Genomic DNA, 26,881 nt, shown 5'->3' with positions numbered 1-26,881 from the left:
AACCTTTTCGGAGAATAGCTATGGATTTCGCCCTAACAAACAAGGACACCAGGCGGTCCGAAAGGCAAAGTCCTATATAACCGAAGGTTATACATGGGTAGTGGATATGGACTTGGAGAAGTTCTTCGATAAAGTGAATCATGACAAGCTCATGGGAATGTTAGAGCGGAAAATTGAAGATAAACGAGTTCTCAAACTGATTCGTAAATTCCTTCAAGCAGGCATTATGATAGGCGGACTTTTTCATAAAAGTGAGGAGGGAACTCCGCAAGGAGGTCCGTTAAGTCCTTTATTATCTAATATCATGTTAGACGATTTAGATAAAGAACTAGAGAAACGCAATCTTCGATTCGTAAGGTATGCGGATGACAGTACTATCTTTGTGAAGACACGAAAAGCCGCCAAACGTGCAATGGGAAATATCTCAAGCTTCATTGAAAATAAACTGAAGCTAAAGGTCAACTACGAGAAGTCGAAGTATNTCACGAAGTCAAAGAAGAACCCGAAGGTTCTACTGGCTAAACAAACGGTGAAGAGAGTAAAGAAACGAATCAGGGAAATGACCTCGAGAAAATTACCGATACCTATGAAACTCCGAATAAATAAGTTAAAGCAATACCTTAGAGGTTGGATGGGGTATTTCGCCCTCATTGATACTCCGAACGTATTGAAGAATTTAGATTCATGGATTCGAAGAAGACTCAGGATGTGCCTATGGAAACAATGGAAATTGCCAAGAACAAGAGTGAGGAAACTCAAAGGATTAGGCGTCCCATTTGGAAAAGCATATGAATGGGGAAATAGCAGAAAGGGTTATTGGCGCATAGCGCATAGTCCTATTCTAGACAAAACCCTTAATAATGTTTATTGGCACCACCAAGGGTTAGTCAATCTATATGAACGATATACAAAACTACGTCAGACTTAAACTGAACCGCCGTATACCGAACGGTACGTACGGTGGTGTGAGAGGTCGGAGGCTAGGCGCCTCCTCCTACTCGATTTCGGTTATAAGAACCTTTCCCTTTTTTGTTTTTAATGACGCGAGTGGAGGGATCAAACGTACCGTATGGACAGGCGGAAAACTTTATGCAGGTAAAGATCAGTATGGTAAATATACTCAAGTAATCAAATATGATACGAAGTGGCAAGGTACAGATATAAAAATCGGCAAAAAAACGTCTAAGACTTACAATAATAAAACTACGAATTTTTACCAAACCTATACAAGAACTACGGCGGGGTGGAATGGTAGTGGAACACAAACCAGTGACGGAGCAACAGAAGAGGTGTTAGTTAATAAAAAGACAGTTGCTTATCCTGAAATATACAATTCACACAATAAAACGACTATGTGGACTCCGACAAAAGCTAATATAAAGGTAGTACCAAAAGATAAACGAACTAAGAGGGATACTAATCTTAAGAGAAAATTTAGGACATGGTATATTAAAGAATATGGAGATCCAGGCTGGGGTGCAACTTGGCCAGGGCTTCAAGCACATCATGAATTGCCATTAGAATATGGCGGAACGAATTCGATGTCTAATGTATTTCCGTTGACAGAAGATCTCCATTGGAACACAGTATCTCCTTGGTGGAAAGCATATTAATTTAATTTTGGAGGGATAAGTAAATGAGTCATTTCGTGCATAACACCCTATCTGGACTTAAAAAATTGTTGAATAACAAAAATCAAATGAAGACAATATCACACGAAGGGGAAGTTGGTAACGTTTCTTGTTCTTTTAACGCTCCAATACAGACAACTGAAATTGAAATGTTTGAAAGGGAAAATAACATCAAGCTTCCTGAAGACTACAAGGCATTCTTAACACTCCATAATGGGGCAAGAATATATGAATTGATCGAAGAAGACGATATTAACATAGGGGGCGGGCTTCATTTATTTAGTTTAGATGAAGTAAAGGAAGCTCAAGAACTTGAGTTAATGGAGGGACTGGGGATTCCGATTGGACATTTATTGGAAGATTGTTTTCTCATATTAGATACAGAAAAACTAAAGAGTTCGGATCCGAATTACCTTAACATTTTGGAGTTTACAGAACTCGCAACTCCAAATCTTAATTTCGAAATTTTCTTAGACCGCTACATTATTTCACAAGGCGTAGTGTTTTGGGACTGGCCTATTTACACAGCTGAAAACTACTATACCACCAGGTAAAATAAATAATAAGAGCGATTGCTAATTAAATGCAGTCGCTCTTATTATTTATTATTTCGATTCGATTTCAAGTATCACTGTTTGTTTGTGTTTAGGATTTTTAGTTTTGTCTGTTTCGTAAATAACGTCTGCGGGATCGTTTATTTCAGATACTTCTTTAGAAGTCTTTTCTTTAGATGCCTTTACATTCGATTGAGAAGAACAACCAATTAACATTAAGCCAGCAAGTAAAATGACAGCATATTTTTTAATCATGTTTACAGCTCCTATTTGTTTGTTAAAAGCATAACATGGAAAGACATCACTTTTGTGTCACATTTTGAAAAAGAGGGGACAAATATTAAAATCCACTCTTTCAACATAATACCAATTTAGTAGAAAGAGTGAGGTAATTAAATAAACGGCCCATAAAAATGACACAATTGACGTCAATGGACCGGATAACAATCTATTTATTAGTTAATTGGAATTTTGTAAATGGAATCATATCATCGATGTCCCAAATTTTTTGCAGTACGATGAAATGATTGGATTCATCTGGCGACTATGATACCAAACTACCTCATTTGCAGTTCTGGGTTTAATTGGATATAGAAGTTCGTCTTGGTTGTAATAGGTCTTAACGATAGTCTTATTAGCAAAATCAGCTGTGCATTCTTCTACGATATCGTGATCGGTCAATCCGGGATCTAATACAATATAGCTATTATTTGGGTGTATGTATGCTTCAACAATTGCGGGCTTTTCATTTTCAAATTCTTTTAATGCTTCTCTGATGCTTGATTCAGCAGCTGCAGGAAGTTCCTTAATAGCTCTCAAGCTAGTAAACTCCTCGTCCATCTGTAATTGAAAAATAGTGTTGTGTAAAATAATAAAGTGGTCAAATCCATCATATTTACAGGATAAGAATATAAAATCCTTTCCATTATCTATTTTTTCTTATAAAATGAGTGAATAGTCATTCATTTTATAAGGGGGTGCACAGATTGAACAGAATATCATATATCGATAATATAAAAGAATGGGGCAGCGACTTTTCTTTTAAACATGAAATTAAGGTCCGTTTTTCGGAAACGGATATGTTCGGTCATTTGAATAATACGGTTCCATTTACCTATTTTGAGGAAGCACGAATTGAGTATTTTAATAGCATGGGTTTTATGAAGGATTGGACATCGGATGGAAGCAATGAGATACCGGTTGTTGCCGATTTACAATGTGATTATATCCAGCAGGTTTTTTTTAACGATCAATTGATGATCCATGTAAAAGCGGCCCATGTCGGGAATTCTTCTGTGGACATTCATTACATGGGAACCAAACAAGATGGTTCGGTTTGCTTGACGGGTAGAGGAACTATTGTCCAAGTCTCTAAAACCACTGGGAATCCGATTCCTTGGCCGGAAGAGATGAAGGAATGTATGGCGCGAACAAAGGTCAAACATTCTTAAATAAAGTTTCAATTAGACAAGTAAAAGAGTCACTCCCTTGCCCCAGCTGACATACTATATCTTGACTAAATAGACACCCACTCCGGGTTTTATGCTGGTGAAGGCAAGGAGGGTAACATTACTTGAAGGAGAACGAATTCACTCATAAGCCACTACTCACCAAAAGAGAAAAAGAAGTATTTGAGTTACTAGTACAAGATAAAACAACAAAAGAAATCGCAGGTGAATTGTTTATTAGCGAAAAAACAGTTCGAAACCATATTTCAAATGCGATGCAGAAGCTTGGAGTCAAAGGACGTTCGCAGGCAGTTATAGAGCTCCTTCGTATGGGAGAACTTAAGCTTTAATGTGTTGACTCTTTAATACGTAAGCCTTATATATTTTTTCTCTCCCATTCATTGGCAGCATATAAGGAAGTCTGAGATAATTTCTCATGTTGACTTCTTTAGATGCTGCTTATTTTAATGGAGGGGGTTTCATTATATCCTTTAGATAATCTATCTTGAAATTTATTTCACTTTCCCCCAAAATGGTAGTATGATAAGTTTCATGAAGTGGGGAGCTGGGTGTATGGGTGAAGAGAGTCAGGCTGCACATGTGGTCGAGATCGAAAGGGAATTGCGCTATGTTTCGTCATGGCTTAAGCAAAGGGGACGGGAAATTCTGAGTGATTATAAAATTACTATTCCTCAGTTTCTGGCTTTGCAATGGCTTTTTGAAGCGGGCGACATGACGATTGGCGAATTGTCTACGAAGATGTTTCTTGCCTTTAGCACAACGACGGAACTGATTGACCGCATGGAGAAACATCAGCTTGTTCAGCGCGTCAAGGATGAGAAAGACCGGCGTGTGGTTCGCATTCACCTTCTTGAAGAAGGCGAACGGATTATCGAAGAAGTGATCAACAAACGGCAGCAGTACTTGAGTGGCGTTTTAGTCAATTTCAGCGAATCCGATATCGTTTCCCTAAGTGGGACTTTAGCAAAACTACATCAAGAAATGAAAGAAAAATGAGGCGAGATTTTTGAAACAACCAATAGGAATCATTGATTCGGGGGTAGGTGGTTTGACAGTGGCTAAAGAAGTCATGCGCCAGCTACCAAATGAAAATATAATTTACTTGGGCGATACCGCAAGATGCCCTTATGGACCAAGGTCAAAAAAAGATGTCCAAACCTTCACTTGGCAAATGACAAGGTTCTTATTGAAGAAGGATATTAAAATGTTAATCATTGCCTGCAATACTGCGACTGCAGCGGTGCTCGATGAAATTAGAGCGATACTTCCGATTCCTGTATTGGGTGTTATTCATCCAGGGGCAAGGGCGGCATTGAAGGTTTCTAATGCTCTACATATTGGAGTAATTGGCACAGAAGGTACAGTGAAAAGCAAGGCCTATGACGACGCTCTTGCCTCCATCAATTCGGATGTGAAAGTGGATAGTTTAGCTTGTCCAAAATTTGTCCCCATCGTAGAAAGCGGAGAGTTTCAAGGGAAAATCGTGAATAGGGTTGTGGCTCAAACTTTAAACCCGTTAAAGAAAACGAACATCGATACATTAATCCTTGGCTGTACCCATTATCCGCTGTTAGGGCCTGTAATCTCAGAGTATATGGGAGATAAAGTACAAGTCATTTCCTCTGGGGAAGAGACAGCCCGTGAGGCAAGTGTTATTTTGGATTACTATCGATTAATCAATAAAAGCAAGCAGCGTCCGGTTCATCGTTTTTACACAACTGGTTCAAGAGATATGTTTGGGTCAATCGCATCGAGTTGGCTCGGTATTCATATCAATGCAATAGAAACAATTAAAATTGACCACCTATAAGACTTCCATTTGGAGGTCTTTTTTTTGTAGAAAGGAGCAAAAAAAATGGTATCACAAAAGCATATCGTTATGTATATAGCTACAAGCATGGATGGATATATAGCAAGAGAGGATGGAAGCATAGGTTGGCTTGAAGAGACAGAAGGTGCAGGGGATAATGGATACGGCGATTTCTTTAAAAATATTGATACGGTGATCATGGGAAATAAAACGTATCAACAGATTCATACACTAGCAGAAGAATTTCCTTATCAAGATAAAACCTGCTACGTCTTTTCTAGAAGTGCGAAAGGTAAAGACGAGCATGTGGAATTTGTAAATGAAGATGTGGGAGATTTCATAGGAAATCTAAAGGGTGACTCAAGGATTTGGCTAGTCGGTGGTGCGGAGTTAGTTAGTGAGTTCATGAGAAAACAGCTGGTGGATGAAATGATTCTTTCTATTATTCCTACAGTATTAGGTAAAGGGATTTCTTTGTTTCAAGCAGGAAATCCTGAAGTCAAATTAAAGCTGACAAACATACAACAGTACGGCCAGATTGCTCAGCTGCATGATCAGAGAGAAAAATAATTGGTCTATTTTCCCTTAGGGCTCGTATAAATAGGAGTACAAACTGTCCTAGGAGTGATTTTATGTCCAATAAATCAAAAGTAACAATGGCTGTGACCATTCTGGCATCTTCTCTTTTTCTTTCCGGATGTGGATTATTTGGGGGTGAAGAGAAAAAGGAGATTGACCCGCCTAAGGATGTTTCATTAGTCGAGGATGAATCTTCATTAAAAGAGACCAACGGGGAGCAACAGCCGGCAACAGATGGGGAAAAGACTGCTGGTGAAACAGCAACAGTGAAGACCGAGTTGTATTTAATTGATAAAAGTGGATATGTGGTTCCACAGACAATGGAACTTCCTAAATCGGAAGCCGTCGCAAAACAGGCCCTTGACTACCTCGTGGATAATGGACCAGTTACAGATAAGCTTCCCAATGGGTTTAGAGCGGTTATTCCTGCCGATACTCAAATAAGTGTAAACATAAAAGAAGGAGTGGCTGTGGCTGACTTTTCACCGGAGTTCAAAAATTATCAAAAAGAAGATGAACTCAAAATTCTTCAAGCTATTACATGGACACTAACTCAATTCGACTCGGTTGATAAAATCCAAATGAGAATCAATGGGGAAGATATTACGGAAATGCCAGTCAATGGCACGCCGATAGATGAAAATATCTCACGGTCTTCCGGAATCAATATTGATACCAGTGACGTGGTAGATATTTCGAATACGAAAGCGTTGACTGTCTATTACATTGGCGGGGACGAGGAGTACACCTATTATGTACCAGTAACACGCCGTATTAGCGAGACGGTGTCCGATAATGTAACAGCAGTTATTGAGGAATTAACGAAGAGTCCTTCTGGAACAAACCTGCAAACGGGCTTCATGAGTGATGTGGCCTTACTTGATCAGCCGAAAATGGCAGAAGGAAAGGTTACTCTCAATTTTAACGAAAACATTCTTGGTAGTTTTAAAGAGAAAAAGGTTTCTCAAGATGTTCTTGATGCATTAGTTTTATCTTTGACGGAGCAAAAGGGAATTGAAAGTGTTGAAGTACAGGTGCAAGGCAGTGCAGATATTCTTAACGAAGAAGGAAAGAAATTATCAGAACCTGTGGTCCGTCCAGAAAAAGTGAACACAGGTAGTTTTTAAAGAAACGATTTTGTATACTATAGATATAACACAATGAGGCAGCCTTTCGCTGCCTCTTATTCTTTTTTTGAAATTAGGGGGATACAATATGCGCGTTGACGGCAGGCTGAATACTGAATTAAGGACGATACAGATCCAAAAAGATTATTTGAAGCATCCTGAAGGTTCGGTATTAATTACAGTCGGTGACACAAAGGTCATCTGTACCGCAAGCGTTGATGAGCGGGTTCCGCCGTTCATGCGCGGTAAAAAGAAAGGCTGGATTAATGCGGAGTATTCGATGCTTCCGCGAGCAACTAATCAACGGACAATCAGGGAATCGGCAAAAGGGAAAATAACAGGGCGCACGATGGAAATTCAGAGGCTAATTGGACGGTCACTGCGGGCAGTGGTCGATTTAGAGGCGCTTGGTGAGAAAACGATCTGGATTGATTGCGATGTTATTCAGGCAGATGGCGGCACTCGGACAGCTTCAATTACGGGCGCATTCGTCGCGTTGGCTCTTGCTTTAAATAGGCTGGATGAAGAGGGGAAACTGGCGGTATTTCCGTTGAAAAATTATCTAGCAGCAACAAGTGTCGGGATTATTGAAGAAGCAGGAGTTGTGTTAGACTTAAATTATCAGGAAGATTCAGCAGCCCTTGTGGATATGAATATCATCATGACAGGCAGTGGTGAATTTGTCGAATTGCAGGGCACAGGGGAAGAGGCAACTTTTACATATAACGAGTTACAGCAATTACTTTCAATAGCTCAAGAAGGACTTCAAACCTTATTCGAGGTGCAAAAAGAAGCACTTGGAGTTATTGCCGATAAAATACAAAAGGGTGAGACAAAGTATGAAGACAGTAATTATTGCAACAAAAAATAAAGGAAAAGCCAAGGAATTCGAAAGTCTATTCTCAGCAAAAGGATATGAAGTCAAAACACTTCTTGACGTACCGGACGCCCCGGATGTGGAGGAAACAGGAACGACTTTTGAAGAAAATGCAATTCTTAAAGCAGAAGCCATTGCCCATCAACTAGGTCACTTCGTGATAGCTGATGACTCCGGTTTGATTGTCGATGCATTAGATGGGCGTCCTGGTGTATACTCTGCGCGCTATGCTGGCGAGTCAAAGAGTGATGAAGCGAACACGAAAAAAGTTCTGCAGGAACTAGAGGGTGTACCAGAAGCGGAAAGAACAGCAAGGTTTTATTGCGCCTTAGCGTTAGCGTCACCAAATCAGGAAACAATCACCGTTTCTGGGACGATGGAAGGCTTGATTACCGAACAGCCTTCAGGAACGAATGGATTTGGATATGACCCAGTCTTTTTTGTTAAAGAGCAGGGGAAAACAAATGCTGAATTGACAAAAGAGGAAAAAAACCAAATCAGCCACCGTGCTCATGCATTGAAGGCTTTGGATGAAAAACTGGGTCAATTTCTAAAAAGGGAAGAAGGAATGTGACGATGAAAGTGCTAATAATGAGTGACAGTCATGGCTTAACTCATGAAATCAGCATGATAACCGACCGTCACAAAGAAGAAGTTGCTACTATGATTCATTGCGGTGATTCAGAGCTAGAAAGCAAAGACCCTCTCATGAAGGGCTTTTTAGCAGTACGGGGGAACTGTGATTATGATGCTACCTATCCAGATGACGCTGTTGAAGACATTGGAGGCAAGCGCTTTTTCTTAACCCACGGACATCTGTATAACATTAAGATGACTTTAATGAATTTGTCTTATAAAAGTGAAGAAATCGGTGCCGATATTATTTGCTTCGGTCACTCCCACGCCGCTGGTTCCGAGTTGATTGAAAGCAAGCTCTTCATCAATCCAGGTAGCATACGCCAGCCACGCGGACGAAAAGAGAAAACATATGCCATTTTGGATATAGGAAGCGACCAACTTGAAATCATCTATTATGATCTTGAAGGAAAAATCGTTGAGGAGCTAAGTAGGGCTTATCGGATCGACTAACCTAATGTATAATGATCAGGAAGCGTTTTTCCACGCTTCCTGGCTTATAAAAAAGAAAAAAACTTTTTTATGAAAAATCGTTGACTTTCTTTTGATATCCTACTATAATAAGAAGTGTCCTAAGGGAACAGTTAAGGTAATACATACATAAGTTTTACCGCAACTTATATCATAAATGTCTCAGTAGCTCAGCTGGATAGAGCAACGCCCTTCTAAGGCGTCGGTCGGGAGTTCGAATCTCTCCTGGGACACTAACAAAGTGGCTTTAAAGCCCGATACGAAAACCTTCTATATCGTTTAGTGAAACGGTCAGTATAACGGTCATGTAAGAAATTACACCGTATATCGACTTACATTACTAACGATATAGGAGGTTTTTTCGTATGACCAAAAGAAAAGGATTATTAGATGTTGAAGTAGACGTAAGAGGATTATTAGAGGAAATACCTGTTTCTAGTTCTATCGCTTCTAAACCAAGGGCGTTCCAATATATTTTTTTCATATATTAGCACAAAAAAAGGTGTAAATGATCGAAACTGTTACTTTGTTTTTGGGAATGAGATTTGGTTCTATGAATAGACATAAATAAGTTGTTTTTTTTATTAAAGGGATTAATAGCCCCATAAACGCCCATTTATGGGGCTGGTTTTTTTAAGTAACGTGTAGTATAGATGAAGATATTTTCTTTATTTTTGTTCCGCACTCGGGCCATATTCTAGAATGAGGAAGGAAATTAAAAGGTGCTTCTTGAATTGTAAGTTAAGCCAGAAAAAGGCAGGATTATTAAGAAAGATAACATATTTTTAATTATTAAATCGTAATGGGTGGAGGGATTTCAATGGATTTGTATTACGAAGTTAATGGAAATGGTCATCCTGTGGTTCTCCTCACTGGTGGTGCTGATGTACGGAACTGGACATTTGTCGCATCTCTTTTAGCGAAAGACTACAAGGTCGTTGCTTTTGACGGACGTGGGACCGGGAAATCACCGTCCCCTTTAGAAGATGTCAACCAGGTTGAAGATTTGCTGTCTCTGCTTGATCATCTAGAAATCAATCAGGCGACACTCATCGGTCATTCAATGGGTGGCCAAATTGCCACTGAATTCGCTCTGAATTATCCTGAAAGGGTTTCAAAACTTGTTTTGCTTGCGCCTGGATTATCTGGGTTTAGCTATTCAAAGGAATTTGAAGAGAGAATGAAGACGATTCATGGAGCTGCCCCCGATATCGATAAGATGATTGAGCTTTTGCTCAGTGATCCATCGTATCGTGTTGTAACAATGAGTCCTCACCGGGATTTGATGGTTCAGATGCTCCGGCACCATATGAACCGAATGTTTGAATGGCCGGCTGTTAAGTTGATTTGGCCGCAACCATCGGCCATCGAAAGATTAGGAGAATTGACGGCCAAAACATTATTGATAATCGGTAAGGAGGATTCACCCGATAACCTTCGTGTTGCCAATTACTTTCGAAAGCACTCAGACGCTCGAATCATAGAAATTCCAGGTGCTGACCATATGGTCAATTTCACCCATCCCGAGAAGCTGTATCGTCAAATTACTGGCTTTATGAAGGAATGACCGGAAATTCATTCGTCAGTTTTGTAACTTATCTAACTAAAATAAACAGGATGACATTGCTTTGTCTAGCTGCCTTTTAAAACATGGGTAGGTCATCATGAATTAATAAGTTATATATGATAAAAGAAGAGAACGCTTATAACAAAGTGTTCTCCTTTTGTTGATTATTATGATCACTTCGAATTGTTCGATAGAGTGTATTCTGCATTTTTTTACTGCAAGCTTCATTCAAATACCATGATGAATTTTGAATGAATGTGGGGGTATTCTATAACTCTTCAAAATTTATTATTACTAGTATTGCAATGAGTGTTATACTAGGTTATAATAAAAATCACGATTACGGACTAAGTTCGAAAAGTGACCGTTATTCTGAACTGAAGAAAAAAAATACCGAAATGTCTCAGTAGCTCAGCTGGATAGAGCAACGCCCTTCTAAGGCGTCGGTCGGGAGTTCGAATCTCTCCTGGGACACTAACAAAAACAGCCAAAACTTTTTTAAGGTTTTGGCTGTTTTTGTTTTATCGGGATAAAGTTAAAATGATTGATTAGGGGGATTCCTTATTTTCGGTATTAATATTATTATTATTATTATGTATGTTCATAGTCCGTTACATTGTCGTAGTTTTTTTTCGTTTTAGGGCAAGTGAGCAAGGGTTAATATCTTACCTTGGGAAAAATCAGAGGGAGAATAATTAGGTTTCTAATTACAAGAATGAATGTCTATTGATTTGTGATTCCAGGACTATTCATGTTCGTATTCCTTCAAGGAAGTTTTTTATTTCTATTTATCGCAGGTAGATTATCTTTTATGTCGAATTTGTAATAAATAAGGAGTTGTTTAGATGAATAAAGATAGATTATTTAAGTTCATTCAAACTTCCACTCGGGGGAATTTCTTTTCAGTAGAGATAGCCGAAGATGGAACAAAGGTAGTCCAATTAGCAAAGGAATTAGAAGAGGAGGGAAGAATTAAGTTAAGAGCGTGTACGAAAAAAGAACAAGGTGTTTATCTGGAAGGAATACTTAAGTTTGTGCCTAGCTAATACTTATTCTTCTTTATCGAATCAAAGGATTTATACTAAATTCAACCAATTTCATATTATTATTTGAAAAAAAGCATCCAACTAGTTGGATGCTTTTTGACTTGGTGCATCAATTCCTATTTAATGTTTAAGGGTAATAATTTCGCAATTTTTAATAATTACCGTCTTTCGTCGCAACTCCATTCGTAAAGTCAACATTCAACGTATATTCGTCGACAAGGGATGATTCTTTTGTAAGAAAATCCCCTGTTGGTAGCCTCCTCATATCAAAGAACGTCCAATACACTCCGTAAATAATCAGACATCAGTAATAAACTCCCATAAACCCATCTTCTCAAAAAAATCTTAAAAGCTCTCTCTTTACCCAAAACTATATGTTCCCAAAGTCTAACCCCTTTTGTGAAAATGCAACGAAACTAATGTGGAAAATGAATAAATACGATATAAAAATGTCTAATTCACATAAAATGTTGACATAATATAAACAAATTAATATTATGTTTATTATATTGTAAACTTTATAAGGGAGTGTTTGTTTTATGCAGGATGCAGAAATGTTTTGGAGTGCATCGCATGATGAGCTAAAACAGGGGTATATCGAAGAAGAGAATCAGTTTATTTGTTTGCTGTGCGGAAATACAGTTCAAAAAGGGATAGTGTATCCAATAGATGGGACTCTTTATGAAGCAGAAAGGTATATGCGTATTCATATCGAAAATGCACATCAATCGGTATTCGAATACTTGATTGATCTCGATAAGAAACTAACAGGTCTCACAGATCATCAGAATCGCCTTCTTCGTCTTTTTTATCAAGGGAAAAACGATGCAGAGGTGCAAGAGGAAATGGGAATTGGAAGTTCTTCTACTATTCGGAACCATCGCTTTGTATTAAAAGAGAAAGAGCGTCAAGCTAAGTTATTTTTGGCCATGATGGAGCTTTTAAAAGATAAAGATAAACATGCGCCTGCATTTGTCCCTCTTCATCAAAAAGCAAGGATGGTGGATGATCGTTATAATGTTACGCAGGATGAAAAAGAGGTCATATTGAAAAAATTCTTACCAGAAGGTAGTCAGGCTGCTTTGAGTACTTTTCCGCCAAAGGAAAAACAAAGGTTTATTGTTCTTCAAGAAATTTCGAATCGTTTTAAAAATGAGCAGAAATATAGTGAAAAAGAAATCAATCAAATATTGGAAGCGGCCTATCATGACTATGTTCTTTTGAGAAGGTATTTAATAGAATATGGATTCTTGGATAGAAAGCCTGATGGAAGCCAATATTGGCTGAAGAAATGACGAATGGAGGCAATGAAGATGGATCGAAAAAAAGAATTGAAGCAATTATATAAGGAAACAAAAGTTGAAGCGGGAGTTTACCAAATAAAAAACACGATAAATAATAAAGTATTTATAGGGAGCACTAGGAATCTAAAGACATTAAAGGGTAAACAATTTGAATTGGAAATGGGAACAAGTACTAATAAAATGCTGCAAGATGAGTGGAATCAATATGGGAAAGACGTCTTTTCTTTTGAGGTGCTAGAGGTTCTAAAACCGAAAGAAACAGGATATTTTGATGCCAAACGCGAATTGAAAAAACTTGAGGAAGCATGGTTGGAGAAAATACAGCCATATGAAGAAAGAGGATACAATAGGGTAAAATCCAGCTGAAGTGTATTGGATTTACAAAGATAGGAGATAAACAATCTTCGATTATTAACCGAATTCCCGGCATTCCATCATAGGATGCACATCGTCTCCTTTTTGTAATAAAAATTGGGTAAATAAGGTATTATTGATGTGGAGAATAATATATTTAAGTGTTTACGATAAGGGGGCGAGGGAATGGGAAATGAAGATAAATATTTAAGAGCGAAAAAGAGGGTGGAGAACCTTAAGGCATTCTACATTCATCTAACGGTGTATTTCTTGGTTAATGCTATGCTTTTTGTTATGAACCTAATAACGGATACTAGTTATTGGTGGTTCCTCTATCCACTTGGAGGATGGGGAATTGGAGTTCTGGTACACGGTATAACAACTTTTGCAGATGGTAACTTCGGATCGGAATGGGAAGAAAGAAAGATAAAGGAATTCATGGAAAAGGATAAAAAGGATGTCTGACAAAATATGAATACGTTCAATTTAAGTAACCAGATATGGTTCCTTCAGTTATTAAAACAAAAAAGACTGTAGGCAAAAGTGTTTATTTCTAATTGTTAAAACAAAGTTGATTGGAACGGGAGGTGCGAGACTCCTGCGGGAAAAGCGTGTCCAAGGGAGACACCACAGGCGCAAAGGCGCCGAGGAGGCTCCCTGACCGCCCGCGGAAAGCGAGTGCCTGGAGTGGAAATCAACGTTCGAATTTTTACAAACCCTCAAAAAAACTGTAGACTAACTCGATTTTCATCGAGTTTGTATACAGTCTGAAGGAACCAGTTATGGTTCCTTTTTTCGTATAGAGAGATTCTTAGTTCTAGTTAATTTTAAATAAACCCTTTAGAAAGATAATTATAAGCTCGTACTTGTTGTAAGTTTTTAAATGGTTTAAGCTATTATTATGGGAATAAGACAGAGTAGTTTTTGCAATAGATAGTGAGACCCTTAGAGGAGCTTCACTAAATAATTAACTTTTAGGAGTTGCGCATGAAAAAATTGGGATGGATTATAACAGGAATAGGGGCTTTTTTCGCACTGGGTGCCTTGCTTTATCCTTTGAATGTTATTGATAAAACACTATGTATATATTTATTACTTGGTGGTGCGGGGCTTATGTTTGTCGGATCTATGTTTAGAGCCTTTTCGCTCCTTAAGAGATAAAATAATAAATAAAAAGGAGGGTATACCAGGGGTATTAGAAATAATCGAGGGTCTTTGGTGTATCAGTCTGTTTTTATTAAAGGGTATATGATTTTCTTTATTACCTCCTGTGTCAATGTGAAAAAGCAATCACTGTGATATGATTTATTCATAAAACATTCAAGCTAAGGTGATGATATGGAAAAAAATCAATTAAAGTATGCACAGCAGCATTTGGCCAATGAACGCACCTTTTTGGCATGGATCAGAACGGTGATTGCGATTGTAGGGGTTGGTTTTTTAACCACGAGTTTGCATTTTACGATTGGCAAGTATCGGGACGACCGGATTGATTTGATTAGTATTGTGTTGGGGATGTTTACTTGTACTTTGGGTTTAGTGATTACTGTATTGGCAACTTTCGGTTATTTGCAGAAGAAGCGACAAATTAACGAGGAGACGTTCACACCCTCTAGTGTGCAGGTAATTCTCATTGCGGTCTTTATGGTGATTATGTTATTGATGATTATTTTATATTTTCTTTTTATAAAATTTTAACATTCTGTCCTATCCAGTATAGGGCAGTTTTTTTTGTTTCTTCCTATTATATACTTATCCTTACATAAATATGGAAAGAATCCTTCCATTGATTATAAAGGGTAAATTAAGAAAACTTTAACCTGTTGACAATCGTCTATAAATTAGAAAGAAAGGATGAGGGTTATGGAGGAGTTATTTACAGAATATCTGGAGGCTGGTGAAGAAGATATATGGTTGGATGAGATTATGACTGTATACGGTCAGGATATTCTTCAGCTTGTGTACTCATATGTGAAAAATCTCACTGTTGCCGAAGATTTAACGCAGGAGATTTTTGTGAAGTGTTATAAAGCATTGCCTACATATAAGAAGCAATCCAAGTTGAGAACATGGCTATGGAAGATTGCCATAAATCACTGTAAGGATTATTTGAAAAGCTGGTACCATCGGAACATCGAATATACCGTGGATGAGCGGGTGGAGCCACAGGCAACAGTGAGTGTGGAAGAAACTATTCTTAAGCTTGATGAGGATCAAATGCTTTCTCATACCCTGATGAATCTGCCGATAAAATACAGGGAAGTGATTTATTTATTTTATTTTCAAGAGTTATCGATAAAAGAAATTTCCGAAATGACGGGAATCAGCCAAGGTACAATAAAAACCCGGATGCGGAGGGCGAAAGCGATGCTAAAAGAGAAGCTGGAGGGGGATAACGATGGAAGATAAATTGAATCAGCTCAAACGTGCAATGAAAAGAACTGTTTTTGCTGATGTAAAGTTTACTGACAAACAAAAGACGGCTATTAAACAGCGACTTGTTCAGGCAAAGGAAAGTGATGAGGAAGTAATGATCGCCATTTTTCGAATTCTCCAGGAGGAACAAAGCGGTTATCAGATTATGTCATCCTTAATAAGGCGGGGCATTGAAAAATTCACCGAGCAGGAGGGAATTTTGTATACGATGCTGCATGACTTGGAACAGAGGGGTTTCATTGAGGCCAAATGGGAACAGACGGAGAAGAAATCATACTGCCTTAGTAATAAAGGGCGCCGAATGCTCGCAAAGTCAGAATCTAAACAAAATGCAGGCTCTTACATCTTACAAACGGTTTTAGAGGGGTGAAATGATGAAAAAAGAACAATTTCTTTATGAAGTAAAACAGTTCATCTGTTCCAAAGAGGCAAAGCGATTCGTAACAGCGGAATTAGAATTCCATCTGAAGCAGTCAACTGAGGCTCTAAAGAAACAAGGGTACACAGAAGAAGAGGCCGAAGTGAAGTCCGTTCAACAGATGGGAAGCCCGATTACAATCGGCCAAAAGTTAAATCGGTTGCACAGGCCGAAAGTAGACTGGCGTTTGACAGCTTTATTTTTATTGGTGATGTCTCTTGGTTTCATTCCACTGTTGGTATTAAGTTCAGAGTCCTATTATTATTCTTTCTATGCTAAATTGGTCGGCTGCCTTCTTGGTTTAGGTGTTGCTGGTGCAGTCATGTTTATGGATTATACGAAATTGTCTAAATTTGGATGGGTATTTTATGGTTTAGGTTGTTCGGTGGTTTTATTTACATCAGAGTTTGGGCCTACGGTTAACGGAATGCCTAGTCTAAATCTAGGCTTTTTTTACAGTGATATTTTAATAACGCTTCCCCTTTTTCTCCTTGGATGGGCAGGAATTCTCCGGAATGAGAGAATCAATATGTTCTTAGTTGGACTTCTTTTCTTTTTTCCAATGCTTTTATTATACAGAGCTGTTAACTGGCCAAGCATCGTAATCTATTTCGTTATGGTTTCTACAATGATTTTGAAAACACGTTTGGACAAAAAGAAAATGATCCTTTTTGCGAGTGCGATGATCGGAATAGCTGCAGCAACGTTTTATAGGTTTCCGTTGAAAGAATACCAACTGGCGAGAATCTATTCATTCATTGCACCTGAAAAGTATGGGGGCGGAATGGAGTATTTATATGTGAGAGTAAAAGAACTTATTGGGAATGCTGGTTTATTCGGCGGTACCCAGCAGGTGGAAATCTATTTTCCAGAAGGATCTCCCGACTTAATCCTGACTTCGTTGACCTATGAATTGGGCTGGATCTTTGCTCTGTTATTAAGTGGAATTCTATTACTTTGTATCTTTCGAATGTTTTTCATATTAACGAACATTAAGGATGATTATGGAACCCTTTTGATTTCCGGGGGCCTGGCTATGTTTGCCATGCAGGTATTCATCAACTTGGGGATGTCATTTGGGGTTCTCCCGATTGTTAGTGTTTCGCTCCCTTTTATCTCTTATGGAGTTTCTGGTACGTTGTTGAATTCTTTTATTTTCGGTATTGTGTTAAGTGTTTATCGAAAAAAAGATGTGATTTGGACGGTTCAATCTTAATTTAGTTTTAAATATTTGTTTAATTTTCATTTTGTGAGATATGATAAAGGGATATAAAAGGAGGTCATCAAAATGGTGGATATCCAAAAAGGTGAAGGTTCTTTTTTTGTCGCGGAATCTGGCGAGAAATTGGCGGAAATTACGTTTTATAAATCAGGTGATAATGAAATCACGGTGGACCATACTGTTGTGTCTGACAAGCTTCGCGGGCAGAAGGTAGGTAATTCTCTTGTTGAAAAGGTAATTGAGTTTGCACGTGAAGAAAAACTAAAAGTCGTTCCGGTATGTACATTCGTTCAAAAACAATTTGAAAAAAATGCCGATTACGAGGATGTTTTAGCTAAATAATTAAAGGGCTGATACGAGGAGGATGAACATGATTATTCATCCATTATCCTATGTATTCAGCCTTTTTCTATGTATTTATACTAATAAACTAAAAACAGATGTTATGATGTGAAATTTGATTTTATGCGAAAACAAAAAAAGCAGTAATCGCCTTTCAGAAAAAACATAATTTACAGGAAAAAGGGATATTGGGTAAAATTCGCGAAATAAGTTATTTGCTTTTATGAAGGTCCTTGAGAAAAATCTTTAAATTGATTTGTAATTTGAAAATATAGAATATTTAACATTTTTTAAAATAAATAAATACAATTTATTTATTTAGAGAATGGGATAATAGTAGGTATGTAAGCGTATACAGTAAAACTTGCAATTTAGAATTATCAAAAAATTCTTTAAAAACCTGTTGACTAGTACCCGAAATACAAGTAAGATAATCACAAATACAAGACATCAAACATAAGCGTTTCTAAAAATATGAATTATGCGAAAAGCATTGAAGAGGATAAGTAGTCTTTTTACAAGGCATTCACAGAGAGCCGGGTTGCTGAGAACCGGTATTGTCCCGAAAGATGAACTCACCTTGGAGTTTCGGCTTGAACGTCAGACTAGTAGAGCTGAACGGGTGCGTACCAGTACCCGTTACCAAAACAGAGAATAGTGTAGACTATTCAAAGTGCGCATGGAAGTTCGTGCGAAAAAGGGTGGTACCGTGGAGTGGCTTATCAAGCCTTTTCACCCCTTTAACTTGCAGAGTGCAAGTACATTTGGGGTGGGGAGGCTTTTTTGTATGCTAAAAAAGCAGAAAATTCCGAATTTTAAGAAAAAATATCAAGTGAGAAAGTGGAGGAGGTCTTTACGTATGACACAAAAAGCAGTAGTGGCTGATCGGAAAGGTGGAAAGACACAATATAGTGGTGCCGAATTCCTGATGGATGCATTGAAAAAGGAAAATGTTGAAGTCATTTTTGGTTATCCGGGTGGTTCTGTATTGCCGATTTATGACAAGCTATACAGTTCAGAGCTTTTTCATATTTTGACAAGACATGAGCAAGGCGCAATCCATGCAGCAGAAGGATACGCCAGGATTACCGGCAAGCCGGGGGTGGTCATAGTCACATCCGGTCCAGGAGCAACAAACATTGTTACCGGTTTAGCGGATGCAATGATTGACTCTTTACCACTTGTTGTTATTTCAGGTCAGGTTGCTACTAGTGTAATTGGTACAGATGCTTTCCAAGAAGCTGATGTACTAGGGATTACAACCCCAATTACAAAACACAACTATCAAGTAAGAAAGCCGGAAGACCTCCCACGTATTATAAAAGAAGCTTTTTATATCGCTTCAAGCGGCCGACCGGGTCCAGTTTTGATCGATATTCCGAAAGATATGGCCATTTTAGAAGGAGTATCAACGGATGATGAGCCTGTAATGGATCTCCCTGGTTATCAGCCGACGACGAAGCCGAATTATTTGCAAATTAGAAAGCTCGTTGAAGCGGTAAGTGGAGCGAAAAGACCGGTCATTCTTGCTGGGGCAGGTGTCCTGCATGCAAAGGCATCCCATCTATTAAAGGAATACGTCGAGCAGCAAGGAATTCCAGTTGTTCACACTCTACTTGGTCTTGGCGGCTTTCCGGCTGACCATCCGCTTTTTATCGGAATGGGCGGTATGCATGGCTGTTTTGCAGCAAATATGGCGTTATCAAAATGTGATCTATTAATCAATATCGGTGCCAGATTCGATGACCGATTGACTGGGAATTTAGCAAAATTCGCACAGCATGCAACGGTTGCCCATATCGATATTGATCCAGCAGAAATCGGCAAAAATGTACCAACAAAGATTCCGGTAGTCGGCAGTGCGAAAGAAGCCCTAACCGAGTTGATTGGGCAAAGTGGTAAAATGCCGGATATTAAAGAATGGACCACACAGCTGACTAAATGGAATGAAGAATTCCCATTGCGTTATACACAGGAAGAAGGCGTGCTGAAACCTCAGCGAGTCATCCAAATGCTTCATGAAAAAACGAATGGAGAAGCCATTGTTACGACGGATGTTGGACAGCATCAAATGTGGGCAGCGCAATACTATCCGTTTAACAAACCAAATTCTTGGGTCACTTCCGGGGGACTTGGCACGATGGGCTTTGGATTACCTTCCGCACTCGGGGCGCAACTTGCAGATCCGAAAGCGACAGTACTTTCAATATCCGGAGATGGTGGCTTCCAGATGTGCCTTCAGGAACTTTCGGTTATTGCTGAAATGAATCTACCAATCAAAATTATCATCGTTAATAATGGAGCACTTGGAATGGTAAGACAATGGCAGGAACTCTTTCATGATAACCGTTTTTCACACAGCATTTTCCAATCGCACCCTGATTTCGTGAAATTGGCTGATGCTTATGGAATTCCGGGATTCAAAGTAACTACGGAAGAAGAAGCAAGCAACTGCCTCGATGAAGCGCTAGCAATTGATGGACCGGTATTAATTGATTTCCGTGTTAAACAAAAAGAAAATGTCTTTCCGATGGTAGCGCAAGGAAAAGGGCTTGATGAAATGGAAGGAGTTTAATCAATGAAGGGAATTCTTAGCCTCACTGTGAACAACAGGCCAGGCGTCCTTAATAGGATTACGAACCTGTTCACAAAAAGAAACTATAACATTGAAAGCATGACTGTCGGACCATCCGAACAGGAAGGTATATCAAGGATGACCTTCGTGGTCGATGTTGATGACGAAAACGTCATTGAACAAATCACAAAGCAATTAAACAAGCAGATTGATGTTTTAAAAGTATATGATATTACGAATCAATCGATTGTGGCCAGGGAGCTGGCACTCATTAAAATATTAGTGAGTACCCAGACCCGTGCTGAAATTTATTCAGTCATTGAACCTTTCCGAGCATCTGTAATAGATGTGAGTAAAGATAGTCTGACGGTTCAAATCACTGGGGAGTCAGACAAAATTGAAGCTTTTATTGAACTAATCAAACCTTATGGCATCAAGGAATTGGCAAGGACAGGGACAGCTGCATTCCCACGTGGAATGCAATTAGCACATGCAAAAAGTGCAACAATCGTTTAAAGACTAAAAACAAAAACAAAAAACTAATGGATAAGAAAAGGGAGATGTAATTATTATGGCAAAAGTATATTATAACGCAGAAGCAAACGAGAATTTCTTCAACAATAAAAAGGTAGCAGTTATCGGATACGGTTCACAAGGACACGCACACGCACAAAACCTACGTGACAGCGGCGTTGAAGTAATCATCGGAATCAGAAAAGGTAAATCCTTCGATAAAGCTGTAGAAGACGGATTCAATGTATACACAGTTAAAGAAGCAGCTGAACAAGCGGATGTTATCATGAATCTATTACCGGATGAAACTCAACCAAAAGTATACCAAGAAGAAATTAAACCAGTATTGCGTGCAGGCCAAGCGTTAATGTTCGCACACGGATTCAACGTTCATTTCAATCAAATCGTTCCGCCAGCAGACGTAGATGTGTTATTGGTAGCTCCAAAAGGTCCTGGACATCTTGTTCGCCGCACATATGAACAAGGAGCAGGTGTACCAGCATTGTTTGCCATCTATCAAGACGTTACAGGGGAAGCAAGAGAATTAGCACTTGCTTACGCTAGAGGAATCGGTTCATTAAGAGCTGGTGGCTTGGAAACAACATTCCAAGAAGAAACAGAAACAGATCTATTCGGAGAGCAAGCAGTACTTTGCGGCGGCTTAACTGCCCTTGTAAAAGCCGGTTTCGAAACCTTGACAGAAGCTGGATACCAACCGGAAGTTGCCTACTTTGAGTGTTTACATGAACTTAAATTAATCATCGACCTTATGTATGAAGGCGGAATGGAAAACATGCGCTATTCCATTTCTGATACAGCACAATGGGGAGATTTCGTTTCTGGACCACGCGTTGTAACAGAAACTACTAAAGAAGCAATGAAAGCTATTTTGAAAGACATCCAAGACGGTGAGTTCGCTAAAGGATGGATTTTGGAAAACCAAGCAAATCGTCCAGTCTTCAATGCTATCAATAATCGTGAAAACCAACATCAAATCGAAGTAGTTGGTCGTGAGTTAAGAAAAATGATGCCATTTGTAAAACCTCAACAAAAAGAGAAAGAAGTGGTAGCCGTTGCGAAAAATTAATATATTTGAAACTACACTTCGAGATGGGGAGCAATCCGCTGGTGTAAATTTAAACTTTACAGAAAAGCTTGAAATTGCTTATCAGTTAGAAAGATTGGGTGTAGATATTATCGAAGCCGGTTTTCCGGCAGCATCCAAAGGAGATTTCAACTCGGTTCAGGAAATCGCGCGCAAAATCAGAAACAGCTCTGTTACAGGGCTGGCGCGCGCTGTAAAAGGTGATATTGATGCAGCTTGGGAATCATTAAGAGTCGGGGCAGAACCAAGATTGCATACATTCATCGCAACTTCTCCCATTCACCGTGAATATAAGCTGAAAATGTCAAAAGAACAGGTGATTGAACAATCGATTGCGATGGTTAAGTATGGGGCAGAACGTTTTCCTATCGTACAATGGTCTGCAGAAGATGCGAGCCGTACAGAACTTGACTATTTGGCTGAAATCGTCGAAGCGGTCATTCAAGCGGGTGCAAAGGTTATTAATATTCCGGATACAGTAGGCTATGCTGCTCCAATCGAATACGGCAACATTTTCCGTTACCTGCGTGAAAACGTTCCTTCTATTGATAAGGTGAGTTTATCTGCACACTGCCATGACGACCTTGGAATGGCAACAGCTAACTCCTTGGCTGCCATCGAAGGCGGAGCAACACAAGTTGAAGGTACAATCAACGGCATTGGAGAGCGTGCTGGTAACGTGGCACTCGAAGAAGTAGCAATGGCTCTCTACATTCGTAAAGATTTCTATCAAGCAGAAACGGGCCTTGTCTTAAATGAAATTAAAAGATCCAGTGATTTGGTCAGCCGTCTAACGGGGATGCAGGTTCCAGCTAATAAAGCCATAATTGGTGCCAATGCTTACGCGCATGAATCGGGTATTCACCAAGATGGTATGTTAAAAGAAAAAACAACGTATGAAATCATTTCACCGGAACTTGTCGGCGTTGCATCTAATTCACTCGTTTTAGGTAAACACTCCGGACGACATGCTTTCAAAGAAAGATTGCAAGAGTTGAATTTTTCGGTAACTGATGAAGAAATGAACTCTTTATTCGTTCAGTTCAAGGAATTGGCTGATAACAAAAAGACAATGACGGATGAAGATATCGTGGCACTAGTGCTTGAAGAAAAAGCGACAGATATCAGTTTTTACGACCTGGTTTCTTTCCAGATTTCTCACGGTACACATCAGGTTGCGACAGCGACTGTTACGCTGAAAAAAGGCGATAACGAAGAAATTCAGGAAGCGGCAACTGGTGCAGGAAGTGTTGAAGCGCTTTATAACACGCTTGAAAGATGTTTGGGTAGCGAGATTAACTTGAAAGACTATCGGATTCAATCTGTAGGTGGCGGAATGGATGCCCTTGCACAGGTTTTTGTGAAAATCGATTTTAACGGTGTGGAAACGAGCGGACGCGGTCTCGATCAAGACGTTTTGGAAGCATCTGCTAAAGCATATTTGAACGCGGTGAACCGTGTAATCATCATGAAGGAATTAGAAGAAAAAGCAGTATTACAATAGAAAGGGGAGATTTCGATGAAAAGGAATATTGCGGTGCTTCAAGGAGATGGCATCGGGAAAGAAGTAACAAGAGGCGCTGTAGAAATTCTCGAAGCCGTTGCCCAAAGATATGGTCACGATTTTGAATTTCAATATGGTGAAATTGGTGGCGGGGCAATCGACAACACTGGATCGCCCCTGCCAGATGAAACAGTAGAGATTTGTAAAAACAGCGATGCGGTATTATTAGGTGCCGTTGGGGGACCGAAGTGGGATAATCAACCTGCACACCTAAGACCGGAACGAGGATTATTAAAAATCCGAAAAGATTTGAATCTCTATGCTAACATTCGACCAATCAGCTATTATTCCAGCTTATCGGAATCTTCACCTCTTAAAAAGGAATTCATTGAAGATGTGGATTTTGTTATTGTCCGAGAACTAACGGGCGGCCTTTATTTCGGAAAGCCGAGTGAACGGGTAGAAAGAGAAGGAAAAGAAGCCGTTGTCGATACTCTTTTCTATCAAAAAATCGAAATGCAGCGCATCATTGAACTTGCGTTTAAATTAGCATCTGATCGAAAGAAAAAAGTAACATCTGTTGATAAAGCCAATGTGCTTGAATCCAGCCGGATGTGGCGTGAAACGGCTGAAGAAATTGCAAAGGATTATCCGGATGTAGAGCTTGAACATATGCTTGTGGATAATGCAGCCATGCAACTCATTAAAAATCCAAAACAATTTGATATTGTCGTAACAGAGAATATGTTTGGCGATATTTTAAGCGATGAAGCGTCCGTATTAACTGGATCGCTTGGAATGCTTCCTTCCGCCTCAATATCTACTCAAGGGCCGAATTTATATGAACCAATTCATGGCTCTGCACCTGATATTGCAGGCAAAAATTTAGCTAATCCTATCGGAACTATTTTATCGGCGGCATCGATGCTGCGCTTATCCTTTGGCTTGGAAAATGAGGCGAATGCTGTTGAGCAAGCTGTGGAAACGGTACTCGATTATGGGTTAAGAACAGGTGATATTGCAAATGGGCAATCAAACATTACTTCTACTTCAGAAATGATTGCCGAAATAAAAGCGAATCTTTTAGACCAGGAAGCTATTTCCAACATCATGGGAGCTTATGCATAAACTTCTTTCACGGCCTAACATTAGGCCGTGTTTTTTAAAAAAAATATAAAATTAATCGAGGTGGATACAGATGGGCAAGTCGATAATAGAAAAAATATGGGATCGGCATATTGTAAATGAAGAGGAAAATAAACCGGATTTATTGTATATAGACCTTCAATATATTCATGAAGTAACCTCTCCTCAAGCGTTTGAAGGATTGAGATTAAAAGGGCGTAAAGTTAGAAGACCGGATCGTACATTCGCCACAATGGATCATAATGTGCCAACTGTTAATCGCTATTTCATCGAGGATGATATTGCAAGAAAACAGTTAGAAGCACTTGACCAAAACTGTAAGGAGTTTGGCATCCGCCTTGCTGATTTAGACAGTCCGGAACAAGGAATCGTTCACGTTATTGGTCCTGAATTAGGTCTTACACAGCCGGGGATGACGATTGTTTGTGGTGACAGTCATACCTCTACACATGGCGCATTCGGATCGATTGCGTTTGGCATAGGAACAAGTGAGGTCGAACACGTTTTGGCTACACAAACTCTATGGCAAACAAAACCAAAAACATTAAAGCTTGAGGTTAATGGAAAGCTTGGTCAAGGTGTGATGGCGAAAGATGTCATTTTATATGTGATTTCTAAATTCGGTGTCGATTTTGGTACTGGACATATCATTGAATACTGTGGCGAAGTATTCAGAGATATGTCAATGGAAGAAAGAATGACGGTATGTAATATGTCGATTGAAGGCGGAGCAAGAGCGGGGCTTGTGGCTCCTGATGAAACAACATTCTCTTATATAAAAGGTCGTAAATATGTACCAAAAGGAGTGGAATTCGAACAATATGTTCAGGAGTGGAAATCGCTCGCCAGTGATGAAGATGCGGTCTATGACCAGGAAATAATTCTTGATGGTAGCCTAATTTCGCCGATGGTCAGCTGGGGAACAAACCCAGGAATGGCGAGTGGAGTTGACGGTAATGTGCCGACCTTTGCTGAAGATATCATCGATTCAAAAGAACTGAATCGTGCTCTGGAGTATATGGGTCTTGAAGAAGGTATGCCAATAACGAATATTCCTGTTCAGCATGTATTCATTGGATCTTGTACAAATTCCCGAATTGAGGACTTGCGACAAGCAGCAGAAATGATAGATGGTCAGACTGTTCAAAAAGGTGTTCGAGCGATGGTCGTACCAGGTTCACAAAGTGTTAAAAGACAAGCGGAAGATGAAGGTTTGGATGAAATTTTTAAATCCGCAGGCTTTGAGTGGCGTGAATCAGGATGCAGCATGTGCTTAAGTATGAATCCGGATGCCGTTCCATCTGGTGAGCACTGTGCATCCACTAGTAATCGGAACTTTGAAGGACGTCAAGGTGCTGGAGCAAGGACTCACTTAGTTAGCCCGGCAATGGCTGCAGCAGCGGCTATTTATGGGAAATTTGTCGATATTAGAAACTTGAAAAAAACTGAACAAGTTCATTAAGAATACGAATTAGCTGGAGGTGCAGAGAATGGAACCCATTACTATATATAAAGGAAGAGCCGCGGCACTTGACCGTAAAAACGTGGATACAGATCAAATCATTCCAAAGCAATTTTTAAAACGAATCGAGCGAAGCGGATTTGGTGAATTTTTATTCTATAACTGGCGTTTTGATGAGGATGGAAAGGAACGGCCCGATTTTGAATTAAATCAGCCTCATAATCAAAACACGTCCATTTTAATTGCAGGTGAAAATTTCGGTTGTGGTTCTTCACGTGAGCATGCTCCATGGTCGTTGAAAGATTACGGATTTGATATTGTCATCGCACCGTCTTTTGCTGATATTTTTAAAAGTAACTGCATGAAAAATGGGATGGTTCCTATTGCTTTAACGCAGGATGAAGTGAAGTATTTAATGGAGCGAGTGTCAGCGCCTGACTATGAGTTGACGATTGATCTGCCTAATCAAACATTAATAGATGGTCAAGGATTTGAAGTAAGCTTTGAGATTCATCCATATTGGAAGGAAATGCTAGTCAAAGGCTGGGATGAAATTTCTATTACACTTCAATATGATGAAGAGATTTCTGCTTATGAACAACAAAAAAAGGTTGTTTCTAGTACTTAATTGAAGAACAAATCTCCCGTTCTTTCTTTCTTATTTGAAAGGGGCCGGGATTTTTTTTGTAAAGAAAAAAGGGTGGAAAGTGTTCATTCACCCTTATAATTTTTG

The 26,881-nt window shown here is 39.2% G+C and carries 34 protein-coding genes, 2 tRNA genes, 2 pseudogenes and 1 other annotated feature; of the genes and pseudogenes, 35 read left to right on the top strand and 3 right to left on the bottom strand.

All coding sequences use genetic code 11. The annotated features are described in order from the left end of the window. The 4 genes and pseudogenes from AKG34_RS29020 to AKG34_RS17195 all read left to right on the top strand — a co-directional run. Positions 1 to 481: pseudogene (locus AKG34_RS29020) on the top strand (reverse transcriptase domain-containing protein); the annotation flags it as partial. A gap of 1 nt (position 482) precedes the next feature. Then, on the top strand, positions 483 to 928 hold a 446-nt coding region (locus AKG34_RS29015), incomplete at its 5' end, for a group II intron maturase-specific domain-containing protein (protein WP_330219155.1). Next, entirely contained in the window at positions 897 to 1,613 is a 717-nt protein-coding gene (locus AKG34_RS28050) for a hypothetical protein (protein WP_053347213.1), read from the top strand. The genes AKG34_RS29015 and AKG34_RS28050, both read left to right, overlap by 32 nt. 23 nt (positions 1,614 to 1,636) lie before the next feature. Beyond that, on the top strand, positions 1,637 to 2,185 hold the full coding sequence (locus AKG34_RS17195) for an SMI1/KNR4 family protein (protein ID WP_053347212.1): 549 nt from the start codon (positions 1,637 to 1,639) through the stop codon (positions 2,183 to 2,185). A 51-nt stretch (positions 2,186 to 2,236) separates the two neighbouring features. On the opposite strand, the gene AKG34_RS17190 is transcribed toward AKG34_RS17195, so the two are convergent. Then, positions 2,237 to 2,440: a hypothetical protein gene (locus tag AKG34_RS17190; RefSeq protein WP_053347211.1), complete on the bottom strand. Its 204-nt coding sequence runs from the start codon at positions 2,438 to 2,440 to the stop codon at positions 2,237 to 2,239. Between the two features lie 228 nt (positions 2,441 to 2,668). Then, positions 2,669 to 3,004: a hypothetical protein gene (locus tag AKG34_RS17185; protein WP_053347210.1), complete on the bottom strand. Its 336-nt coding sequence runs from the start codon at positions 3,002 to 3,004 to the stop codon at positions 2,669 to 2,671. A 167-nt stretch (positions 3,005 to 3,171) separates the two neighbouring features. Between AKG34_RS17185 and AKG34_RS17180 the strand changes: the two genes are divergently transcribed. The 14 genes from AKG34_RS17180 (at position 3,172) to AKG34_RS17120 (ending at position 11,767) form a co-directional block, all read left to right on the top strand. Continuing rightward, positions 3,172 to 3,636 carry an acyl-CoA thioesterase gene (locus AKG34_RS17180; RefSeq protein WP_053347209.1) on the top strand — a complete coding sequence of 155 codons (465 nt, stop codon included), beginning with the start codon at positions 3,172 to 3,174 and terminating at the stop codon, positions 3,634 to 3,636. A gap of 122 nt (positions 3,637 to 3,758) precedes the next feature. After that, positions 3,759 to 3,983 (top strand): helix-turn-helix domain-containing protein, encoded by a 225-nt coding sequence (locus AKG34_RS17175; protein WP_028392149.1) that lies wholly within the window; start codon positions 3,759 to 3,761, stop codon positions 3,981 to 3,983. A gap of 223 nt (positions 3,984 to 4,206) precedes the next feature. Next, positions 4,207 to 4,650, top strand: coding sequence for a MarR family winged helix-turn-helix transcriptional regulator (locus tag AKG34_RS17170; protein ID WP_053347208.1), 444 nt, complete (start codon positions 4,207 to 4,209; stop codon positions 4,648 to 4,650). A gap of 10 nt (positions 4,651 to 4,660) precedes the next feature. Next, positions 4,661 to 5,464 carry a glutamate racemase gene (gene racE, locus AKG34_RS17165; RefSeq protein WP_053347207.1) on the top strand — a complete coding sequence of 268 codons (804 nt, stop codon included), beginning with the start codon at positions 4,661 to 4,663 and terminating at the stop codon, positions 5,462 to 5,464. A gap of 45 nt (positions 5,465 to 5,509) precedes the next feature. After that, complete coding sequence (locus AKG34_RS17160) at positions 5,510 to 6,034, top strand: dihydrofolate reductase family protein (RefSeq protein ID WP_053347206.1); 525 nt, start codon at positions 5,510 to 5,512, stop codon at positions 6,032 to 6,034. 62 nt (positions 6,035 to 6,096) lie between these two features. Continuing rightward, positions 6,097 to 7,170: a GerMN domain-containing protein gene (locus AKG34_RS17155; protein ID WP_053347205.1), complete on the top strand. Its 1,074-nt coding sequence runs from the start codon at positions 6,097 to 6,099 to the stop codon at positions 7,168 to 7,170. An 88-nt stretch (positions 7,171 to 7,258) separates the two neighbouring features. Continuing rightward, positions 7,259 to 8,041 carry a ribonuclease PH gene (gene rph / locus AKG34_RS17150; protein ID WP_053347204.1) on the top strand — a complete coding sequence of 261 codons (783 nt, stop codon included), beginning with the start codon at positions 7,259 to 7,261 and terminating at the stop codon, positions 8,039 to 8,041. Continuing rightward, complete coding sequence (locus AKG34_RS17145; protein ID WP_053347203.1) at positions 8,010 to 8,621, top strand: XTP/dITP diphosphatase; 612 nt, start codon at positions 8,010 to 8,012, stop codon at positions 8,619 to 8,621. The genes rph and AKG34_RS17145 overlap by 32 nt, the downstream gene beginning before the upstream one ends. Positions 8,622 to 8,623: 2 nt before the next feature. Then, positions 8,624 to 9,136: a metallophosphoesterase family protein gene (locus AKG34_RS17140; protein WP_053347202.1), complete on the top strand. Its 513-nt coding sequence runs from the start codon at positions 8,624 to 8,626 to the stop codon at positions 9,134 to 9,136. 177 nt (positions 9,137 to 9,313) lie between these two features. After that, positions 9,314 to 9,387 (top strand) — tRNA-Arg (locus AKG34_RS17135). 132 nt (positions 9,388 to 9,519) lie between these two features. Further along, positions 9,520 to 9,645, top strand: a complete 126-nt coding sequence (locus AKG34_RS29335; protein WP_255264011.1) for a hypothetical protein — start codon at positions 9,520 to 9,522, stop codon at positions 9,643 to 9,645. A 329-nt stretch (positions 9,646 to 9,974) separates the two neighbouring features. Next, on the top strand, positions 9,975 to 10,721 hold the full coding sequence (locus AKG34_RS17130; protein ID WP_053347201.1) for an alpha/beta fold hydrolase: 747 nt from the start codon (positions 9,975 to 9,977) through the stop codon (positions 10,719 to 10,721). A 400-nt stretch (positions 10,722 to 11,121) separates the two neighbouring features. Further along, positions 11,122 to 11,195 (top strand) — tRNA-Arg (locus tag AKG34_RS17125). 371 nt (positions 11,196 to 11,566) lie between these two features. Next, positions 11,567 to 11,767, top strand: a complete 201-nt coding sequence (locus tag AKG34_RS17120; RefSeq protein ID WP_053347200.1) for a hypothetical protein — start codon at positions 11,567 to 11,569, stop codon at positions 11,765 to 11,767. Between the two features lie 151 nt (positions 11,768 to 11,918). Here AKG34_RS17120 and AKG34_RS28045 read toward each other — a convergent pair whose 3' ends face one another. Next, positions 11,919 to 12,062, bottom strand: a complete 144-nt coding sequence (locus AKG34_RS28045) for a DUF5412 family protein (protein WP_269083768.1) — start codon at positions 12,060 to 12,062, stop codon at positions 11,919 to 11,921. A 244-nt stretch (positions 12,063 to 12,306) separates the two neighbouring features. Between AKG34_RS28045 and AKG34_RS17115 the strand changes: the two genes are divergently transcribed. The 17 genes and pseudogenes from AKG34_RS17115 to leuD all read left to right on the top strand — a co-directional run bounded on the left by AKG34_RS17115 (position 12,307) and on the right by leuD (position 26,776). Further along, positions 12,307 to 13,062: a DUF2087 domain-containing protein gene (locus tag AKG34_RS17115; RefSeq protein WP_053347199.1), complete on the top strand. Its 756-nt coding sequence runs from the start codon at positions 12,307 to 12,309 to the stop codon at positions 13,060 to 13,062. Positions 13,063 to 13,080: 18 nt separating this feature from the next. Beyond that, a complete protein-coding gene (locus tag AKG34_RS17110) occupies positions 13,081 to 13,437 on the top strand; it encodes a GIY-YIG nuclease family protein (protein ID WP_053347198.1) in 357 nt (118 codons plus the stop codon). Positions 13,438 to 13,611: 174 nt separating this feature from the next. Then, on the top strand, positions 13,612 to 13,890 hold the full coding sequence (locus AKG34_RS17105; protein ID WP_053347197.1) for a 2TM domain-containing protein: 279 nt from the start codon (positions 13,612 to 13,614) through the stop codon (positions 13,888 to 13,890). 522 nt (positions 13,891 to 14,412) lie between these two features. After that, positions 14,413 to 14,586, top strand: coding sequence for a hypothetical protein (locus AKG34_RS28360; protein WP_162878664.1), 174 nt, complete (start codon positions 14,413 to 14,415; stop codon positions 14,584 to 14,586). Positions 14,587 to 14,763: 177 nt separating this feature from the next. Continuing rightward, positions 14,764 to 15,123, top strand: coding sequence for a YidH family protein (locus AKG34_RS17100; protein ID WP_053347196.1), 360 nt, complete (start codon positions 14,764 to 14,766; stop codon positions 15,121 to 15,123). A 165-nt stretch (positions 15,124 to 15,288) separates the two neighbouring features. Continuing rightward, the gene (locus tag AKG34_RS17095; RefSeq protein ID WP_053347195.1) at positions 15,289 to 15,834 is read left to right on the top strand and encodes a sigma-70 family RNA polymerase sigma factor; all 546 of its coding nucleotides are present in this window, start codon (positions 15,289 to 15,291) and stop codon (positions 15,832 to 15,834) included. Continuing rightward, on the top strand, positions 15,824 to 16,231 hold the full coding sequence (locus AKG34_RS17090; protein ID WP_053347194.1) for a PadR family transcriptional regulator: 408 nt from the start codon (positions 15,824 to 15,826) through the stop codon (positions 16,229 to 16,231). The genes AKG34_RS17095 and AKG34_RS17090 overlap by 11 nt, the downstream gene beginning before the upstream one ends. Before the next feature lie 4 nt (positions 16,232 to 16,235). After that, complete coding sequence (locus tag AKG34_RS17085; protein ID WP_161804946.1) at positions 16,236 to 17,495, top strand: FtsW/RodA/SpoVE family cell cycle protein; 1,260 nt, start codon at positions 16,236 to 16,238, stop codon at positions 17,493 to 17,495. A 72-nt stretch (positions 17,496 to 17,567) separates the two neighbouring features. After that, on the top strand, positions 17,568 to 17,843 hold the full coding sequence (locus AKG34_RS17080; protein ID WP_053347192.1) for a GNAT family N-acetyltransferase: 276 nt from the start codon (positions 17,568 to 17,570) through the stop codon (positions 17,841 to 17,843). A gap of 134 nt (positions 17,844 to 17,977) precedes the next feature. Next, positions 17,978 to 18,070: pseudogene (locus AKG34_RS29725) on the top strand (peptidoglycan-binding domain-containing protein); the annotation flags it as partial. A gap of 257 nt (positions 18,071 to 18,327) precedes the next feature. After that, positions 18,328 to 18,586, top strand: a binding site (T-box leader). A gap of 116 nt (positions 18,587 to 18,702) precedes the next feature. Continuing rightward, positions 18,703 to 20,418 (top strand): acetolactate synthase large subunit, encoded by a 1,716-nt coding sequence (gene ilvB / locus AKG34_RS17075; RefSeq protein WP_053347191.1) that lies wholly within the window; start codon positions 18,703 to 18,705, stop codon positions 20,416 to 20,418. Positions 20,419 to 20,421: 3 nt separating this feature from the next. Further along, the gene (ilvN, locus tag AKG34_RS17070) at positions 20,422 to 20,934 is read left to right on the top strand and encodes an acetolactate synthase small subunit (RefSeq protein WP_053347190.1); all 513 of its coding nucleotides are present in this window, start codon (positions 20,422 to 20,424) and stop codon (positions 20,932 to 20,934) included. Positions 20,935 to 20,989: 55 nt separating this feature from the next. After that, positions 20,990 to 22,018 carry a ketol-acid reductoisomerase gene (gene ilvC, locus AKG34_RS17065; RefSeq protein WP_053347189.1) on the top strand — a complete coding sequence of 343 codons (1,029 nt, stop codon included), beginning with the start codon at positions 20,990 to 20,992 and terminating at the stop codon, positions 22,016 to 22,018. Continuing rightward, positions 22,005 to 23,540, top strand: a complete 1,536-nt coding sequence (locus tag AKG34_RS17060) for a 2-isopropylmalate synthase (RefSeq protein ID WP_053347188.1) — start codon at positions 22,005 to 22,007, stop codon at positions 23,538 to 23,540. Before ilvC ends, AKG34_RS17060 begins: the two co-directional genes overlap by 14 nt. 15 nt (positions 23,541 to 23,555) lie before the next feature. Beyond that, positions 23,556 to 24,668: a 3-isopropylmalate dehydrogenase gene (gene leuB / locus AKG34_RS17055; RefSeq protein WP_053347187.1), complete on the top strand. Its 1,113-nt coding sequence runs from the start codon at positions 23,556 to 23,558 to the stop codon at positions 24,666 to 24,668. 70 nt (positions 24,669 to 24,738) lie between these two features. Then, entirely contained in the window at positions 24,739 to 26,148 is a 1,410-nt protein-coding gene (gene leuC, locus AKG34_RS17050; RefSeq protein ID WP_053347186.1) for a 3-isopropylmalate dehydratase large subunit, read from the top strand. Between the two features lie 28 nt (positions 26,149 to 26,176). Then, positions 26,177 to 26,776, top strand: a complete 600-nt coding sequence (gene leuD / locus AKG34_RS17045; RefSeq protein WP_053347185.1) for a 3-isopropylmalate dehydratase small subunit — start codon at positions 26,177 to 26,179, stop codon at positions 26,774 to 26,776. The last annotated feature ends 105 nt before the right edge of the window (positions 26,777 to 26,881 follow it).

The organism is Peribacillus butanolivorans (genome assembly GCF_001273755.1).
Taxonomy (GTDB): domain Bacteria; phylum Bacillota; class Bacilli; order Bacillales; family DSM-1321; genus Peribacillus; species Peribacillus butanolivorans.
This window is presented reverse-complemented; position numbering and strand designations above follow the sequence as displayed.